Below are 15365 nucleotides of genomic sequence, written 5' to 3'. Positions count from 1 at the left end.
CAGGTAAAACTTACTGATGGCTTTCACGCTCAGCAATAAAACTCAGCGCTTTGTTGATACGCGCGATGCTGCGCGCCTGGCCAATGGCGTGAACGGTGACATCCAGCGCCGGAGACTGACCCGCACCTGTCACGGCAACGCGCAACGGCATACCCACTTTGCCCATGCCCACTTCCAGCTCATCGGCGGTCGCCTGAATCGCGTGGTGAACGTTTTCCGCCGTCCAGTCGGTGATAGCAGCCAGCTTGTCACGCACCACTTCCAGCGGCTGACGCGCAACCGGACGCAGGTGTTTTTTCGCCGCATCGGCGTCGAACTCGTCAAACTCTTCATAGAAATAACGGCAGCTTGCCGCCATCTCTTTCAGCGTTTTGCAACGCTCGCCGAGCAGTTTCACCAGCTCAAACAGCTGCGGACCGGTATGGGTGTCGATATTTTCCTGCTCAATGTGCCACTGCAGGTGCGTCGCCACATACTCGGGATCCAGCGAATTGATGTAGTGATGGTTCAGCCACAGCAGCTTGTCGGTGTTGAACGCACTCGCGGATTTGCTTACCGCGCCAAGAGAGAACAGCTTGATCATCTCTTCGCGGGAGAAGATCTCCTGATCGCCGCTCGACCAGCCCAGACGTACCAGGTAGTTAAGCAGCGCTTCCGGCAGGTAACCATCGTCGCGATACTGCATTACGCTGACCGCGCCATGGCGTTTGGAGAGTTTTTTACCGTCGTCGCCGTTAATCATCGACACATGCGCGTATACCGGAACCGGTGCGTTCAACGCTTTCAGAATGTTGATCTGACGCGGCGTGTTGTTGATATGGTCTTCACCACGAATAACGTGGGTAATTTCCATATCCCAGTCATCAACCACAACGCAGAAGTTATAGGTTGGAGATCCATCAGTACGGCGGATGATCAGATCGTCGAGTTCGAGGTTGCTGAACTCAATCGGGCCGCGAATCTGGTCGTCAAAAATAACAGAACCATCCTGCGGGTTGGCAAAACGCACGACGCACGGCTCGTCATCAGCATGGTGCGAATGATCGTGGCGGCAACGGCCGTCATAACGTGGTTTTTCATTATTTGCCATCTGCGTTTCGCGCAGCTGCTCAAGGCGTTCTTTCGAGCAGTAGCATTTGTAGGCGGTGCCCGCTTCCAGCATTTCATCGATAACCGCGTTATAGCGGTCAAAGCGTTTGGTCTGGAAGTACGGGCCTTCGTCCCACTCCAGATTCAGCCAGTTCATGCCATCCATGATGGCTTCAATTGCTTCCGGAGTGGAGCGCTCGAGATCGGTGTCTTCAATACGCAGCACAAACTCACCGCCGTGATTACGTGCAAATAGCCAGGAGTAAAGAGCAGTGCGCGCGCCGCCAACGTGCAGGTAGCCGGTGGGGCTTGGCGCGAAGCGAGTTTTGATTTTCATGAAATGGCCTTACGTTTATAAAGATGCCGACCGTCGGCAATAGCTAAAATGAAAGTGGGCGATATTCTATCACTGTGGGCTGATTCCTCAATGTTGTTGCCGCAATGAGGGGGTTATCAGGCTATTTTGTTTAGAAATCATGCTCTCGCGACGCTTTACGCAGCGGTTTGTCTAATTTTACGACGAACGAACAATTTCTTTTGAAAATGCGTTGACTCATTTTCAACTCTCCCTATAATGCGACTCCACACAGCGGGGGTGATTAGCTCAGCTGGGAGAGCACCTCCCTTACAAGGAGGGGGTCGGCGGTTCGATCCCGTCATCACCCACCACGATTTTGTGGCTTCCGCAGTGTAGATAAGAATGAGAAGTGGGTGATTAGCTCAGCTGGGAGAGCACCTCCCTTACAAGGAGGGGGTCGGCGGTTCGATCCCGTCATCACCCACCACTTTCTCGCCAGCGAATTCTTATCAGTTGAAGTACCGAAGTGGGTGATTAGCTCAGCTGGGAGAGCACCTCCCTTACAAGGAGGGGGTCGGCGGTTCGATCCCGTCATCACCCACCACTTCGGGTCGTTAGCTCAGTTGGTAGAGCAGTTGACTTTTAATCAATTGGTCGCAGGTTCGAATCCTGCACGACCCACCAATGTAAAAAAGCGCCCTAAAGGCGCTTTTTTGCTATCTGCTCAAGTTCAAAATTCGGACCTGCGGCAGGTTCGGGTCGAACGTAGTGAGACAACGGAGCCGCTTGCGGCGACGGCCCGAAGGCGAGTAAAGCGAGTCATCCTGCACCACCCTCCAATGTAAAAACGGCGCTGGTGGCGCTTTTTTGCTATCTGCCCAAGTTCAAAATTCGGACCTGCGGTAGGTTCGGGTCGAACGTAGTGAGACAACGGAGCCGCTTGCGGTGACGGCCCGAAGGCGAGTAAAGCGAGTCATCCTGCACTACCCTCCAATGTAAAAACGGCGCTGGCGGCGCTTTTTTGCTATCTGCTATTCCCCCTTCTCCTGCCCTGTTCCAGCCGTCAGTTAAAATCCGTCGAAATCCATTGATTACCAACCCGCGCGATTCCAGTTATGTGACCAGTAAATCGATGAATTTTTCCCGCCGAACAATTTACCTTAAAGCAACATACAAACAATTAAATCCACGTTACGTTAGCTAAAAAAACCACCCTGACCACAATGTAAAAACGAATAAAATTTCAGTATTTTCAATAAGTAAACACGGTAACGTTTATCCATAATTTATCCTTAATATCCCGATATGATGCCCGCCGAACGGCCATTCGATGAACACAATTCAAGAAATAGATGATGTCGGCCGATAACCATGTTTTATGGCAAAAAGGAGTGTGCAATGACCACAATTTCGACAACAACAGCGTCAATTCAAACGGGTAGCGCAGGTAGTTCATCGTCTACCGGCAACGATACCGCTTCGCAAATCAGCCGCATTACTCAGAAGATCACCAAGTTGACGCAGCAGCTGAAAGAAATCGCTAACGGGAGCGGTTCGACGGAAGACAAGAAGAAACAGCAAGAGATGATTCAGACTGAAATCCAGCAACTGCAAGCGCAGCTGGCGCAACTGCAGCGCAAACAGGCTGAAGAAGCAGAACAGAAACAAGCCCAGCAGCACCCGCAAACGAAAGCGGAAGGTGTTAACAAACCTTCCGACGATCATCAGATTGATATTTACGTCTGAGTAAATAACGGATCGTCCTCACGGGCCTGGTTTAAACACCGGGCCTGTTCTCTGACAACTTCCCACAATGCCTGCGCCGCCCCTGAGAGCGACCTGTTTTTTCGCCGCACCAGCATAATTTTGCGCTGCATATCCGGCACCAGCCGTTTTACCGCCAGCTCGCTTCCCTGCGGCAGCGGCAAGGCGAGTGCGGGCAGAATACTAATGCCTATTCCCGCTTCGACCATCGGAAACAGGGTTGCCGGGTGGCCAATCTCCTGCACGATTGTTGCGCGTACGGCGAAATGGCGCAGCGCCGCATCGATAAGCGGTCGGCTACCAGACGCGTAATCCTGCACCACTAATTGCGCCTCATCCAGCGCCGACCACGGCACCTCAGCAAGCTGTGCCCACGGATGATCGTTACGACACAGCAAAAAGAATGGCTCCTCAAGGATCTCTTCGCTCTCAAAATCGTTCACCGGGCCAGGATCGATAACAATGCCAAAATCCACCTCGCCCTGGCGAATGCTCTCCAGCACCCATTGCTGCGGCCTGTCGTGCAACACAAAATCAATTTCCGGATAACGCTGGTTGCTGCTGGCGATGCATTGCGGGATAAGGTGCGCCGAAATGGTCTGGCTCGCCGCCACGCGCACCGTGCCAGTCAGTTGCTGCCCGACACGCCCGGCTTCACGCAGCGTGCTGCTAAGCTCATCTAACAGTCGTTCGAGGCGTCCGGCCAGTTGATGCCCGGCTTCGGTTAGCACCACTTCGCGGGTGGTACGGTCGAGTAAGCGCACGCCGGTTTGCAGTTCCAGCTCTTTCACGCTGTGGCTTACCGCCGACTGGCTGAGGCCGATTATCTCCCCTGCCCGGCTAAAACTTTTGGCTTGCGCCACCGTGACGAAGACACGTAACTGACGTAAGGAATAATTCATCTTATAAATTCATGAATGGATGCAATAAATCAATTTTATTTCTCAAAGTAGAAAAAGCACAATAGCGACACCGACTTTCAGGAGTGCACATGAAACTTTTTCGTATCCTTGATCCTTTTACGCTCACGCTGGTATGTACCGTTTTGCTGGCCTCTTTTTTCCCGGCGCGCGGCGGTTTTGTGCCGTTTTTCGAAGGGCTGACCACCGCCGCCATTGCGCTGCTGTTTTTTATGCATGGGGCGAAGTTGTCGCGCGAGGCGATCATCGCTGGCGGTAGCCACTGGCGTTTACATCTTTGGGTAATGTGCAGCACGTTTGTGCTTTTCCCGGCGCTCGGGGTGCTGTTTGTCTGGTGGTCGCCGGTGAATGTCAGCCAGGAGCTGTATACCGGTTTTCTGTATTTGTGCATTCTGCCTGCGACCGTTCAATCGGCAATTGCCTTTACCTCGCTGGCGGGCGGTAATGTCGCGGCGGCGGTTTGCTCAGCATCGGCTTCCAGCTTACTCGGCATCTTCCTGTCGCCGCTGCTGGTCGGCCTGCTGATGGATCTGCACGGCGCAGAAGGCAGCCTTGAGCAAGTGGGCAAGATCATGCTGCAACTGCTGCTGCCGTTTGTGCTGGGGCATCTTTCCCGCCCGTGGACCGGCGCTTTTGTGGCAAAGCATAAGAAATGGATTTCAAAAACCGACCAGACGTCGATTCTGCTGGTAGTTTACTCCGCCTTTAGCGAAGCGGTGGTGAACGGCATCTGGCATAAAGTGGGCATCGGTTCGCTGCTGTTTATCGTGGTGGCAAGCCTGGTGTTGCTGGCGATTGTCATCGTAGTGAACGTAGTGGTGGCACGGAAATGTGGCTTTAACAAAGCCGATGAAATCACTATTGTTTTCTGCGGTTCGAAAAAGAGCCTCGCCAACGGTATTCCTATGGCCAACATCCTGTTCCCGACGTCGGTGATTGGCATGATGGTGCTGCCGCTGATGATCTTCCATCAGATCCAGTTGATGGTCTGCGCCGTGCTGGCGCGCCGTTATAAACGTCAAACGGAGCAACAGCAGGCGCAGGAAGCGGCGAAAGCTTAATTGCGTTTCAGGGGCTGTACCAGGTAGCTCAGCCCTTCCGTTTTGATCAGTAACGTTATCTGCATCAACTCGCCCAGCCGCCCGGCGGGAAACGAATCCTTCCGGGCAAACCACAGCAGATACTCTTCGGGCAGATCGATAAGCCGCCGCCCCTGATATTTACCAAACGGCATGAGCGTATTTGCAATCTCGACCAGTTGTTCCTTTTCCATTTACGCTCCCAGCAGGCGCATCATCTCAGCTTCGTCGATAACCTCTATACCCAGTTCCTGCGCTTTCGCAAGCTTAGAGCCTGCGGCTTCCCCGGCAATCACCAGATCCGTTTTCGTCGACACGCTGCCCGCCACTTTTGCCCCTAAGGCGGTTAAACGTGCTTTGGCGTCATCGCGCGAAAGCTGGCTCAGGCTACCAGTCAGCACGATGGTCTTCCCGGCAAACGGGCTGTCGATCTCTTCAGCCTTGACGACAACCGGCGCAGGCCAGTGAATGCCAACATCCTCAACTAACTGGCGGATGACCTCGCGGTTGCTCTCTTCATTGAAGAAGTTGTCCACGTGCTTCGCGACCACAACCCCGACATCAGGTACTTTTTGCAGCTCATCAACGCTTGCTGCCATCAGCGCCTCCAGCGTACCAAAGTAAGCCGCCAGACCAGCGGCTGTGGCTTCGCCAACCTCGCGGATACCGAGCGCATAGAGGAAACGGGCAAAGGTCGTCTCTTTGGCTTTTTCCAGCGCATTGACCACGTTTTGCGCCGATTTAGGCCCCATACGATCCAGCCCCGTCAGCTTACCGGCCGTCAGGCGGAACAGGTCTGCTGGCGTGTGGACGTACTCTTTTTCAACCAGTTGGTCGATTATCTTGTCGCCCATGCCATCCACATCCATCGCGCGACGGGAGACAAAATGCTTCAGTGACTCTTTACGCTGCGCACCGCAAATTAAGCCACCGGTACAGCGAGCCACCGCTTCGCCTTCAACACGCTCAACGTCGGAACCACATACCGGGCAGTGCGTCGGGAAAACCACTTCACGCGTCTCTTCCGGGCGTTCGGAAAGCACTACATTGACCACCTGCGGGATAACATCTCCGGCGCGGCGAATCACTACTTTGTCGCCAATCCGCAAGCCAAGGCGGTCAATTTCATCGGCGTTGTGCAGCGTTGCATTGCTGACCAGCACTCCGGCAACGTGTACCGGCTCAAGCCTGGCGACAGGCGTAATTGCGCCGGTTCGCCCGACCTGGAATTCCACATCGCGAACAAAGGTCATCTGCTCCTGCGCCGGGAATTTAAAAGCGACTGCCCAGCGCGGCGCGCGGGCGACAAAGCCCAACTGTTCCTGTAAATCGAGCGAGTCGACCTTAATCACCACGCCGTCAATATCAAAACCGAGCGTTGGGCGATCGGCTTCAACCTGGTGATAGAAAGCCAGCACCTCTTCCGGCGTGTTGCAAAGGCGTATGCGGTCACTTACCGGCAGCCCCCAGGCTTTGAACTGCTGCAAGCGACCCAGATGGCTGCGCGGCAGCTCGCCGCCTTCGAGAATGCCGATGCCATAGCAGAAGAAGGTCAGCGGACGTTTGGCGGTGATACGCGGATCAAGCTGGCGCAATGAACCTGCGGCTGCATTGCGCGGGTTGGCAAAGACTTTCGTACCGGTACGGCGCGCATCTTCGTTGATTTTTTCAAAACCCGATTGCGGCAAAAACACTTCACCACGCACTTCAAGACGGGCGGGGATATTGTCGCCGTGCAGCTTGAGCGGGATAGCGCGGATAGTGCGCACGTTGGTAGTGATATCCTCTCCGGTGGTGCCATCGCCGCGCGTTGCCGCACGCATCAGCACACCGTTTTCGTAGAGAATACTGACTGCCAGGCCATCCAGCTTTAGCTCGCAGCAGTAAGTGAGCGCGTCGGTGCTTTTCAGCCTGTCCTGCACGCGCTTGTTAAAAGCAAGGAAACTCTCTTCGTCAAACACGTTGTCCAGCGACAGCATCGGCACTTCATGGCGTATCTGGCTAAAAGCGGTAAGTGGCGCTGCGCCAACACGCTGCGTTGGCGAATCCGGCGTGACTAAATCAGGGCGCTGCGCTTCAAGTTCACGCAGTTCCCGCATCAGACGATCGTACTCGGCGTCCGGGATCTCCGGCGCATCCATAACGTGGTACAGATATTCATGATGGCGAAGGCTGGTTCGCAGTTCTGTCAGTTGTTGTTCAATTGAGTCCATATCGCACCATCAATGATAAAAAACCCCCGACTGGCGGGGGTTCTGGAAGGAAATAATGTTTGTGGTCCCGTTACGCGTTGGCGTCTTTGACCTCGCGAATACGATCCTGGTATTCACGTAATTTCTGCGGGGTCATCATCCGACGCTGGTCGTCCAGCACTACGCCGCCGACTTCGTCGGCAATATGCTGTGCGGATTGCAGCATCAGTTTAAAGTTTTGCAGTTCGTCGCCATAGGAAGGCACCTGCATAAAGATGGTGACGCCTGGCGTTGCCATCTCACCCATCGTATCGACATCAAACGTGCCGGGGTTCACCATATTCGCCAGGCTGAAAAGCGCCGGGCCACTGCCGTCCGGGCTAAGATGACGATGGAAGATGCTCATATCGCCGAATTTGAACCCGGCCTGCAAAATGCTGTTCAGCAGCACTTCGCCATTCAACGTGCTGCCATGGTGTGCAGCAACGTTCATAATAATCACGGTTTCTTTACGCTGCGGTTTTTCCACCGGCGCTTCGACAACCGGCTCAGGTTCCGGCTGAGGCGCGGGCTGCGCAAGTTCAGGTTGCGATTGATACTGCGGCGCAGGCTGCTGAGGTGCCATTGGTTGCGGCTGTGACTGTGGGGCAACAGGCTGTTGCGGTGCGTGACGCACCGGCTGCGTTTCAAAGGCAGGTGCCTGCGCAGGGCGCTCCGGCTGCTGCGGGGAATAAGGCTGCTGCGCGTGGTGCGGTGGCTCTGCGGGTTGAACCGGCGGTGCCGACGGGCGTGGCTGTGCCGACGCATAAGGCGGCTGATATTGGTGCTGACGCGGCGCGTCCTGCTCGTTACTGGCTCCCGGCGTGTGGTTCACTTTATGAACACGCACTTCACCTACGCCTTCGTCTTCTTCGACATCCTCGTCATCCAAATCGTCGTCGTCACGTCTCGACTTCATGCGTTTTAATGGGCGATCCCGGAACATGGACGAACGTTCTTTGCGACTGGTCCAAAACCCATGAACCAGCAAAGCAATTATGGCGATCGCGCCAACAATGATTAATATCAGACGCAAATCCTGCATCATTATATTCTCTGTTGTTCTAACACCTTGCCACCACGGCAAACATTTACTCACTAAGAGTATTTGCCCATTACGTCAAGTGCAAGTGCGCGCGTGTCTTTCACAGCATAAAGATGAATGAAATTGTGCTTTTTGCTGTTTTTTCGAACATTTCCGAACGGGTTTCCCCAGTATGATGAATATTATAAGCTGCAGTTTTCGGTCGTCATGAAAGGAGTATGGCCAGATTATGGTTTCATCATCCCCGTCTGTTGCTCGCAGCGGCATGTTTTACTTTTCCCAGGGCTGGAAACTGGTCACGCTGCCAGGCATTCGCCGCTTTGTGATCTTGCCATTAATGGTGAATATTTTGCTGATGGGCGGTGCGTTCTGGTGGCTGTTTACCCGGCTCGATAGTTGGATCCCTTCGCTGATGAGCCATGTGCCGGAGTGGCTACAATGGCTTAGCTATTTACTGTGGCCAATTGCCGTTATCTCAATTTTGTTGGTGTTCGGCTACTTCTTCTCAACCCTTGCGAACTGGATTGCCGCTCCGTTTAATGGCTTGCTGGCAGAACAACTGGAAGCACGCCTTACCGGTGCGACACCGCCCGACGTCGGCGTTTTTGGGCTGCTAAAAGATGTACCGCGTATCATGAAGCGCGAATGGCAAAAACTAGCCTGGTATCTGCCCCGCGCCCTGCTGCTGCTGGTACTTTATTTTATTCCCGGTATTGGGCAAACCATTGCCCCGGTGTTGTGGTTTCTGTTCAGTGCGTGGATGCTCGCTATCCAGTATTGCGACTACCCGTTTGATAACCATAAGGTGCCGTTTAAAGCGATGCGCGTTTCCTTGCGTGAACGCAAGGTTATTAATATGCAATTCGGTGCGCTCACCAGCCTGTTTACGATGATTCCGGTGTTGAACCTGGTCGTGATGCCAGTAGCGGTGTGTGGCGCAACGGCGATGTGGGTCGATTGCTACCGGGAAAAACACGCAATTTGGCGATAAGGATTTATTCCGTTTCTTATTCCATACTGATTAGCATTATTTCACCTCAGCATATAGATATGCGATTTCCTTACTTCCCCATCAACAGTAAGTGCGTATGCTGAGGTGGTTCCCAAATTTCATACAGTTAAGGACGGGCTATGAGTAAGATTTTTGAAGACAACTCGTTGACGATTGGTCATACGCCGCTGGTTCGACTGAACCGCATCGGTAACGGCCGCATTCTGGCGAAGGTCGAATCACGTAACCCAAGCTTCAGCGTAAAATGCCGTATCGGTGCCAATATGATTTGGGATGCCGAAAAACGCGGGGTGCTGAAACCGGGCGTAGAACTGGTTGAACCGACCAGTGGTAACACCGGGATCGCACTGGCCTATGTAGCGGCTGCACGCGGCTACAAACTGACGCTGACCATGCCGGAAACCATGAGTATCGAACGCCGTAAACTGCTGAAGGCATTAGGCGCGAACCTGGTACTGACGGAAGGCGCCAAAGGCATGAAGGGCGCAATCCAGAAAGCGGAAGAAATTGTCGCCAGCGATCCGGCGAAATTTCTGCTGTTGCAGCAGTTCAGTAACCCGGCTAACCCGGAAATTCATGAAAAAACCACCGGCCCGGAAATCTGGGAAGACACCGATGGCCAGGTTGATGTATTTATCTCCGGCGTGGGCACTGGCGGTACGCTGACTGGCGTAACGCGTTATATCAAAAATACCAAAGGCAAAACTGACCTGATCACTGTCGCGGTCGAGCCAACTGACTCTCCGGTTATTTCCCAGGCGCTGGCAGGCGAAGAGCTGAAACCTGGTCCGCACAAAATTCAGGGCATCGGCGCGGGTTTTATTCCCGGCAACCTGGATTTGAAACTGATCGACAAAGTTGTCAAAATCACCAACGAAGAAGCCATCAGCACCGCGCGTCGTCTGATGGAAGAGGAAGGTATTCTGGCGGGTATCTCTTCTGGTGCTGCCGTTGCGGCGGCGCTGAAATTGCAAGAAGACGAGACCTTTACCAATAAGAATATCGTGGTGATTCTGCCGTCTTCTGGTGAGCGTTATTTGAGCACAGCATTGTTTGCCGATCTGTTTACTGAAAAAGAACTGCAACAGTGATGCCAGATTGTTAAATCAGCTCAAAAAAGCACCCATCGCGGTGCTTTTTTGTGGCATATATCAAATTTTTGTCCTACCTGGCATTGCCTGAAACCTCCCGGTCTGGTATTTAACCATCACATTTATTTTGATGCGCGAAATTAATCGAAGGCAAGATTTCACCAAGCTGAATCGATTTTATGATTTGGTTCAATTCTGCCTTTCGCTGCATAATGTTTAATGACGAGCGAAACGTCAGCAGCCAGAAGCGCCAGCGTTTGGTTGCGCCAGGCAGGCTTCTGTAGTTTGTCCCGTTGCGCCGGCGCTAACAATACAGGCTAAAGTCATGCCGCCAGGCTAGACTTTAGTTCCACAACACTAAACCTATAAGTTGGGGAAATACAATGTTCCAGCAAGAAGTTACCATTACCGCTCCGAACGGTCTGCATACCCGCCCTGCTGCTCAGTTTGTTAAAGAAGCAAAAGGCTTCTCTTCTGAAATCACTGTGACTTCTAACGGCAAAAGCGCTAGCGCGAAAAGCCTGTTCAAACTGCAAACTCTGGGCCTGACTCAAGGTACTGTTGTGACGTTGACCGCTGAAGGCGAAGACGAGCAAAAAGCGGTTGAGCATCTGGTTAAACTGATGGCAGAACTTGAGTAAGTTTTACTTACGAGTTCTTTTCAAGATCAGTCACAAGTAAAGGTAGGGTTATGATTTCAGGCATTTTAGCATCCCCGGGTATCGCTTTCGGCAAAGCATTGCTGCTGAAAGAAGACGAGATCGTCATCGACCGGAAGAAAATTTCTGCCGACAAGGTTGACCAGGAAGTTGAGCGTTTCCTGAGCGGTCGTGCCAAAGCATCGGCACAGCTGGAAGCAATCAAAACGAAAGCGGGTGAAACTTTCGGTGAAGAAAAAGAAGCCATCTTCGAAGGGCATATTATGCTGCTGGAAGATGAGGAGCTGGAGCAGGAAATCATAGCCCTGATTAAAGATAAGAACATGACTGCCGATGCGGCAGCGCATGAAGTTATCGAAGGTCAGGCTACAGCCCTGGAAGAGCTGGATGATGAATACCTGAAAGAACGTGCCGCTGACGTACGTGACATCGGTAAGCGTCTGCTGCGCAACATCCTGGGTATGCCGATTATCGATCTGAGCGCGATTCAGGAAGAAGTAATTCTGGTTGCGGCCGATCTGACACCGTCAGAAACTGCCCAGCTGAACCTGAAAAAAGTGCTTGGTTTTATCACTGATATCGGTGGTCGTACCTCTCACACGTCTATTATGGCACGCTCCCTTGAGTTGCCAGCGATTGTGGGCACAGGTAGCGTCACCACTCAGGTTAAAAATGGCGATTATCTGATCCTCGATGCGGTTAACAATAAAGTTTACGTTAACCCAAGCGACGAAGAGATTGAGACACTGCGTGCAGCGCAGGCTCAGGTTGCCGAAGAAAAAGCCGAACTGGCGAAACTAAAAGATCTGCCGGCGATCACCCTTGATGGTCACCAGGTGGAAGTGTGCGCCAACATCGGTACCGTTCGCGATATCGCGGGCGCTGAGCGCAATGGCGCTGAAGGTGTTGGTCTGTACCGTACCGAATTCCTGTTCATGGATCGCGACGCCTTGCCGACTGAAGAAGAGCAGTTCGACGCCTACAAAGCTGTGGCTGAAGCCTGCGGTTCTCAGGCAGTTATCGTTCGTACCATGGACATTGGCGGCGACAAAGAACTGCCGTACATGAATTTTCCGAAAGAAGAGAACCCGTTCCTGGGCTGGCGTGCTGTACGTATTGCAATGGATCGTAAAGAGATCCTGCGCGATCAGGTACGCGCTATTCTGCGCGCTTCCGCTTTCGGTAAACTGCGAATTATGTTCCCGATGATCATCTCTGTTGAAGAAGTGCGCGCACTGAAGAAAGAGATTGAGATCTACAAACAAGAATTGCGTAACGAAGGCAAGGCGTTTGACGAGAGCATTGAAATTGGCGTGATGGTAGAAACCCCTGCTGCCGCGACAATTGCCCGCCATCTGGCGAAAGAAGTCGATTTCTTTAGTATCGGTACCAATGATTTGACGCAGTACACCCTGGCGGTTGACCGTGGTAATGATATGATTTCACATCTTTACCAGCCGATGTCACCGTCTGTACTCACCCTGATCAAGCAAGTTATTGATGCTTCTCATGCGGAAGGCAAATGGACTGGCATGTGTGGTGAGCTTGCTGGCGACGAACGTGCTACACTTCTGTTGCTGGGGATGGGTCTGGATGAATTCAGTATGAGCGCCATTTCTATCCCGCGCATTAAGAAGATTATTCGTAACACAAACTTCGAAGATGCGAAGGTGTTAGCAGAGCAGGCTCTTGCTCAACCGACAACGGACGAGTTAATGACGCTGGTTAACAAGTTCATTGAAGAAAAAACAATCTGCTAATCCGCGAGATGCGCCCAAATTACTGCTTAGGAGAAGATCATGGGTTTTTTCGATAAACTGAAATCTTTGGTTTCTGATGATAAAAAAGACACCGGAACCATTGAGATTATTGCCCCGCTTTCTGGCGATATCGTCAACATTGAAGATGTACCGGATGTTGTGTTCGCTGAGAAAATCGTTGGTGATGGCATTGCTATCAAACCGACCGGTAACAAAATGGTAGCCCCGGTTGATGGTACTATCGGCAAAATCTTTGAAACCAACCATGCCTTCTCTATCGAATCCGATAGTGGCATTGAACTGTTTGTTCACTTCGGTATCGACACCGTTGAACTGAAAGGTGAAGGTTTCAAACGCATCGCAGAAGAAGGCCAACGCGTAAAAGTTGGCGACCCGGTAATCGAATTTGATCTGCCGCTGCTGGAAGAGAAAGCCAAGTCAACCCTGACGCCGGTGGTAATCTCCAACATGGACGAAATCAAAGAGCTTATCAAACTTTCTGGTAGCGTAACCGTGGGTGAAACCCCGGTGATCCGTATCAAAAAGTAATGCGTAATGCATAAAAGAATGGCGCCGAAAGGCGCCATTTTTGCTTTACTGCGGCGGTAAAATCAGCTCGTCATAGCCTTTTTCCAGCGTATATCCCATCACTTCTACGACCCGATCGCCCGCAGCCTGTATCGCCACATCGAGCGCTTTACCCTGAACAATACCGCTCACCAGTTCAGAACAAAACAGGTCACCAGTACCTTTGAGATCTGTCGCCACACGCGGATAACCACTGATATGAACCGCATCGGCAGTAACCAGTACCACGTGAATGTGCTCACCTTGCTGCTCAACCGGCGCACTGGTGATCGCCACCCAATGCAGCGACGCCGATAGCAGGCCTTTTGCCGCCTCAATCGCACTTTGCAAATCCCGGCATGGCTGACCGCTCAGCACTTCCAGCTCGAACACATTTGGCGTAATACCCTGTGCCAGTGGCAGCAGATGTTCACGATATGCCTGCGGGATTTCTGGTTTTACGTAAATGCCGCTATCGGTATCGCCGATCACCGGATCGACCAGAATCAACAGGTGTGGATGTTTTTCCCGCAGCACCGTGAGCCACTTCGCCAGCAGCTTAATCTGACTGGCGCTACCCATATATCCCGTCGTGACCGCTTTAACGCTACGCAGAACATCACGCTCTTCCAGCGCCTGCAAATAGCCGCTAAACCACTCGTCGGGAATGACGCCGCCGTAAAAGGTGTCATAGTGCGGCGTGTTACTGAACAGCACCGTCGGCACGGCCAGTACGTTCAAATGGTGCTGGCGAATATTCGGCACCGCTATACTGTTGCCCACGCTACCGTAGACAACCTGTGATTGTACGGCAACGATATCGGCCTGCTGCGCCCGAGTCTTATCCCTGAACAGGATCATCTCCATTCGGTCTCCTTAACGGGTTAAATCCCCGCGCCCTGCGAATAACTCTCTTCACCAAATACGCCAGTAGAAAGATAGCGATCGCCGCGATCGCAAATAATGGCGACGATCACCGCGCCCGGGTTCGCTTTCGCCACCCGCATTGCCCCGGCTACTGCGCCGCCGGAACTGACACCGCAGAAAATGCCTTCCTGTACCGCCAGCGCGCGCATGGTATTTTCCGCTTCGCGCTGATGGATATCCAGTACCTCATCAACCAGAGACGCGTTAAAAATCCCCGGCATATACTCGGCAGGCCAGCGGCGAATGCCGGGAATACTGCTGCCCTCTTCCGGCTGCAAACCGACTATCGTCACTTTTTTATCCTGCTCGCGCAGAAAACGCGATACGCCTGTGATGGTGCCAGTCGTGCCCATACTGGAGACAAAATGCGTGATTCGCCCGCTGGTCTGCCGCCAGATTTCCGGGCCGGTGGTGGTGTAATGTGCGTAGGGGTTATCCGGGTTGTTAAACTGATCGAGCAGTTTGCCTTCACCGCGCGCTGACATCGCCAGTGCCAGATCGCGCGCCCCTTCCATTCCCTGCTCTTTGCTGACCAGAATCAACTCCGCCCCGTAGGCACGCATCGCGGCGCGCCGCTCCTGGCTCATGTTGTCCGGCATCAGCAATTTCATGCGGTAGCCTTTCAGCGCGGCGATCAACGCCAGCGCGATACCTGTATTACCGCTGGTCGCTTCAATCAGTACGTCGCCGGGTTTAATCTCCCCACGCTGTTCCGCCTGCACAATCATCGACAGTGCCGCTCTGTCTTTTACCGATCCCGCCGGATTGTTGCCTTCCAGTTTGACCCAGATTTCACTCCCGTTGTCCGGGCTCAGGCGTTGCAATTTGACCAGCGGCGTATTGCCAATGGTTTGTTCTAATGTGTTCACAATCGCTGTCCAATAAAAAACCCGGTCGCAGGATGCATACCGGGCTTGTAGGCC

The 15365-nt window shown here is 52.9% G+C and carries 14 protein-coding genes, 4 tRNA genes and 2 other RNA genes; 13 read left to right on the top strand and 7 right to left on the bottom strand.

Annotation, left to right across the window (positions count from 1 at the left end; genetic code table 11):
• Window positions 1-10 precede the first annotated feature (10 nt).
• Window positions 11-1426 carry a glutamate--tRNA ligase gene (gene gltX / locus AAIG26_RS07755; RefSeq protein ID WP_343180407.1) on the bottom strand — a complete coding sequence of 472 codons (1416 nt, stop codon included), beginning with the start codon at window positions 1424-1426 and terminating at the stop codon, window positions 11-13.
• A gap of 256 nt (window positions 1427-1682) precedes the next feature.
• Here gltX and AAIG26_RS07750 point away from each other — a divergent pair.
• From AAIG26_RS07750 to AAIG26_RS07720, 7 genes are all read left to right on the top strand, one after another.
• Window positions 1683-1758 (top strand) — tRNA-Val (locus AAIG26_RS07750).
• Window positions 1759-1798: 40 nt separating this feature from the next.
• Window positions 1799-1874, top strand: a tRNA-Val gene (locus AAIG26_RS07745).
• Window positions 1875-1915: 41 nt separating this feature from the next.
• A tRNA-Val gene (locus AAIG26_RS07740) sits at window positions 1916-1991 on the top strand.
• 4 nt (window positions 1992-1995) lie between these two features.
• A tRNA-Lys gene (locus AAIG26_RS07735) sits at window positions 1996-2071 on the top strand.
• Window positions 2072-2095: 24 nt separating this feature from the next.
• Window positions 2096-2226: non-coding RNA, RtT sRNA (locus AAIG26_RS07730), on the top strand.
• A 23-nt stretch (window positions 2227-2249) separates the two neighbouring features.
• A non-coding RNA gene (locus AAIG26_RS07725) (RtT sRNA) lies at window positions 2250-2380 on the top strand.
• 405 nt (window positions 2381-2785) lie between these two features.
• Window positions 2786-3133 (top strand): FlxA-like family protein, encoded by a 348-nt coding sequence (locus AAIG26_RS07720; RefSeq protein ID WP_020454643.1) that lies wholly within the window; start codon window positions 2786-2788, stop codon window positions 3131-3133.
• Here the strand turns inward: AAIG26_RS07720 and AAIG26_RS07715 are convergent.
• Window positions 3124-4053 (bottom strand): LysR family transcriptional regulator, encoded by a 930-nt coding sequence (locus AAIG26_RS07715; RefSeq protein ID WP_045510263.1) that lies wholly within the window; start codon window positions 4051-4053, stop codon window positions 3124-3126. The genes AAIG26_RS07720 and AAIG26_RS07715 overlap by 10 nt on opposite strands.
• 89 nt (window positions 4054-4142) lie before the next feature.
• Here AAIG26_RS07715 and AAIG26_RS07710 point away from each other — a divergent pair, with 89 nt between their 5' ends.
• On the top strand, window positions 4143-5132 hold the full coding sequence (locus AAIG26_RS07710; protein ID WP_020454645.1) for a bile acid:sodium symporter family protein: 990 nt from the start codon (window positions 4143-4145) through the stop codon (window positions 5130-5132).
• Here AAIG26_RS07710 and AAIG26_RS07705 read toward each other — a convergent pair.
• From AAIG26_RS07705 to zipA, 3 genes are all read right to left on the bottom strand, one after another.
• Window positions 5129-5344: a DUF3820 family protein gene (locus AAIG26_RS07705; RefSeq protein WP_097407687.1), complete on the bottom strand. Its 216-nt coding sequence runs from the start codon at window positions 5342-5344 to the stop codon at window positions 5129-5131. The two genes, AAIG26_RS07710 and AAIG26_RS07705, sit on opposite strands and share 4 nt — an antisense overlap.
• On the bottom strand, window positions 5345-7363 hold the full coding sequence (gene ligA, locus AAIG26_RS07700; RefSeq protein WP_343180406.1) for an NAD-dependent DNA ligase LigA: 2019 nt from the start codon (window positions 7361-7363) through the stop codon (window positions 5345-5347).
• Window positions 7364-7433: 70 nt separating this feature from the next.
• Window positions 7434-8429, bottom strand: a complete 996-nt coding sequence (zipA, locus tag AAIG26_RS07695; protein ID WP_343180405.1) for a cell division protein ZipA — start codon at window positions 8427-8429, stop codon at window positions 7434-7436.
• Between the two features lie 226 nt (window positions 8430-8655).
• Here zipA and cysZ point away from each other — a divergent pair, with 226 nt between their 5' ends.
• The 5 genes from cysZ (at window position 8656) to crr (ending at window position 13497) form a co-directional block, all read left to right on the top strand.
• Entirely contained in the window at window positions 8656-9417 is a 762-nt protein-coding gene (gene cysZ, locus AAIG26_RS07690) for a sulfate transporter CysZ (RefSeq protein WP_045510272.1), read from the top strand.
• Window positions 9418-9557: 140 nt separating this feature from the next.
• A complete protein-coding gene (gene cysK / locus AAIG26_RS07685; RefSeq protein WP_017458913.1) occupies window positions 9558-10529 on the top strand; it encodes a cysteine synthase A in 972 nt (323 codons plus the stop codon).
• A 383-nt stretch (window positions 10530-10912) separates the two neighbouring features.
• Window positions 10913-11170: a phosphocarrier protein Hpr gene (ptsH, locus tag AAIG26_RS07680; protein ID WP_007370907.1), complete on the top strand. Its 258-nt coding sequence runs from the start codon at window positions 10913-10915 to the stop codon at window positions 11168-11170.
• Window positions 11171-11220: 50 nt separating this feature from the next.
• Complete coding sequence (ptsI, locus tag AAIG26_RS07675) at window positions 11221-12948, top strand: phosphoenolpyruvate-protein phosphotransferase PtsI (RefSeq protein ID WP_020454650.1); 1728 nt, start codon at window positions 11221-11223, stop codon at window positions 12946-12948.
• Window positions 12949-12987: 39 nt separating this feature from the next.
• Window positions 12988-13497 (top strand): PTS glucose transporter subunit IIA, encoded by a 510-nt coding sequence (crr, locus tag AAIG26_RS07670; RefSeq protein ID WP_020454651.1) that lies wholly within the window; start codon window positions 12988-12990, stop codon window positions 13495-13497.
• Between the two features lie 45 nt (window positions 13498-13542).
• On the opposite strand, the gene pdxK is transcribed toward crr, so the two are convergent.
• Window positions 13543-14382: a pyridoxine/pyridoxal/pyridoxamine kinase gene (gene pdxK, locus AAIG26_RS07665; RefSeq protein WP_343180404.1), complete on the bottom strand. Its 840-nt coding sequence runs from the start codon at window positions 14380-14382 to the stop codon at window positions 13543-13545.
• A 17-nt stretch (window positions 14383-14399) separates the two neighbouring features.
• Window positions 14400-15311 (bottom strand): cysteine synthase CysM, encoded by a 912-nt coding sequence (gene cysM / locus AAIG26_RS07660; RefSeq protein ID WP_343180403.1) that lies wholly within the window; start codon window positions 15309-15311, stop codon window positions 14400-14402.
• Window positions 15312-15365 lie beyond the last annotated feature (54 nt).

It is taken from the genome of Kosakonia sp. PSU_27 (assembly GCF_039409795.1).
Taxonomy (GTDB): domain Bacteria; phylum Pseudomonadota; class Gammaproteobacteria; order Enterobacterales; family Enterobacteriaceae; genus Kosakonia.
The sequence above is the reverse complement of the archived record's forward strand: the minus strand, read 5'-3'. Positions and strand labels throughout refer to the sequence as shown.

What these genes read in the sequence shown, in the direction of transcription:
- cysZ (WP_045510272.1), top strand. Translation starts at nt 8,656, where the DNA reads ATGGTTTCATCATCCCCGTCTGTTGCTCGCAGCGGCATGTTTTACTTT.
- AAIG26_RS07720 (WP_020454643.1), top strand. Translation starts at nt 2,786, where the DNA reads ATGACCACAATTTCGACAACAACAGCGTCAATTCAAACGGGTAGCGCA.
- AAIG26_RS07710 (WP_020454645.1), top strand. Translation starts at nt 4,143, where the DNA reads ATGAAACTTTTTCGTATCCTTGATCCTTTTACGCTCACGCTGGTATGT.
- ligA (WP_343180406.1), bottom strand. Translation starts at nt 7,363, where the DNA reads ATGGACTCAATTGAACAACAACTGACAGAACTGCGAACCAGCCTTCGC.
- ptsI (WP_020454650.1), top strand. Translation starts at nt 11,221, where the DNA reads ATGATTTCAGGCATTTTAGCATCCCCGGGTATCGCTTTCGGCAAAGCA.
- ptsH (WP_007370907.1), top strand. Translation starts at nt 10,913, where the DNA reads ATGTTCCAGCAAGAAGTTACCATTACCGCTCCGAACGGTCTGCATACC.
- gltX (WP_343180407.1), bottom strand. Translation starts at nt 1,426, where the DNA reads ATGAAAATCAAAACTCGCTTCGCGCCAAGCCCCACCGGCTACCTGCAC.
- cysK (WP_017458913.1), top strand. Translation starts at nt 9,558, where the DNA reads ATGAGTAAGATTTTTGAAGACAACTCGTTGACGATTGGTCATACGCCG.
- crr (WP_020454651.1), top strand. Translation starts at nt 12,988, where the DNA reads ATGGGTTTTTTCGATAAACTGAAATCTTTGGTTTCTGATGATAAAAAA.
- AAIG26_RS07705 (WP_097407687.1), bottom strand. Translation starts at nt 5,344, where the DNA reads ATGGAAAAGGAACAACTGGTCGAGATTGCAAATACGCTCATGCCGTTT.
- zipA (WP_343180405.1), bottom strand. Translation starts at nt 8,429, where the DNA reads ATGATGCAGGATTTGCGTCTGATATTAATCATTGTTGGCGCGATCGCC.
- pdxK (WP_343180404.1), bottom strand. Translation starts at nt 14,382, where the DNA reads ATGGAGATGATCCTGTTCAGGGATAAGACTCGGGCGCAGCAGGCCGAT.
- AAIG26_RS07715 (WP_045510263.1), bottom strand. Translation starts at nt 4,053, where the DNA reads ATGAATTATTCCTTACGTCAGTTACGTGTCTTCGTCACGGTGGCGCAA.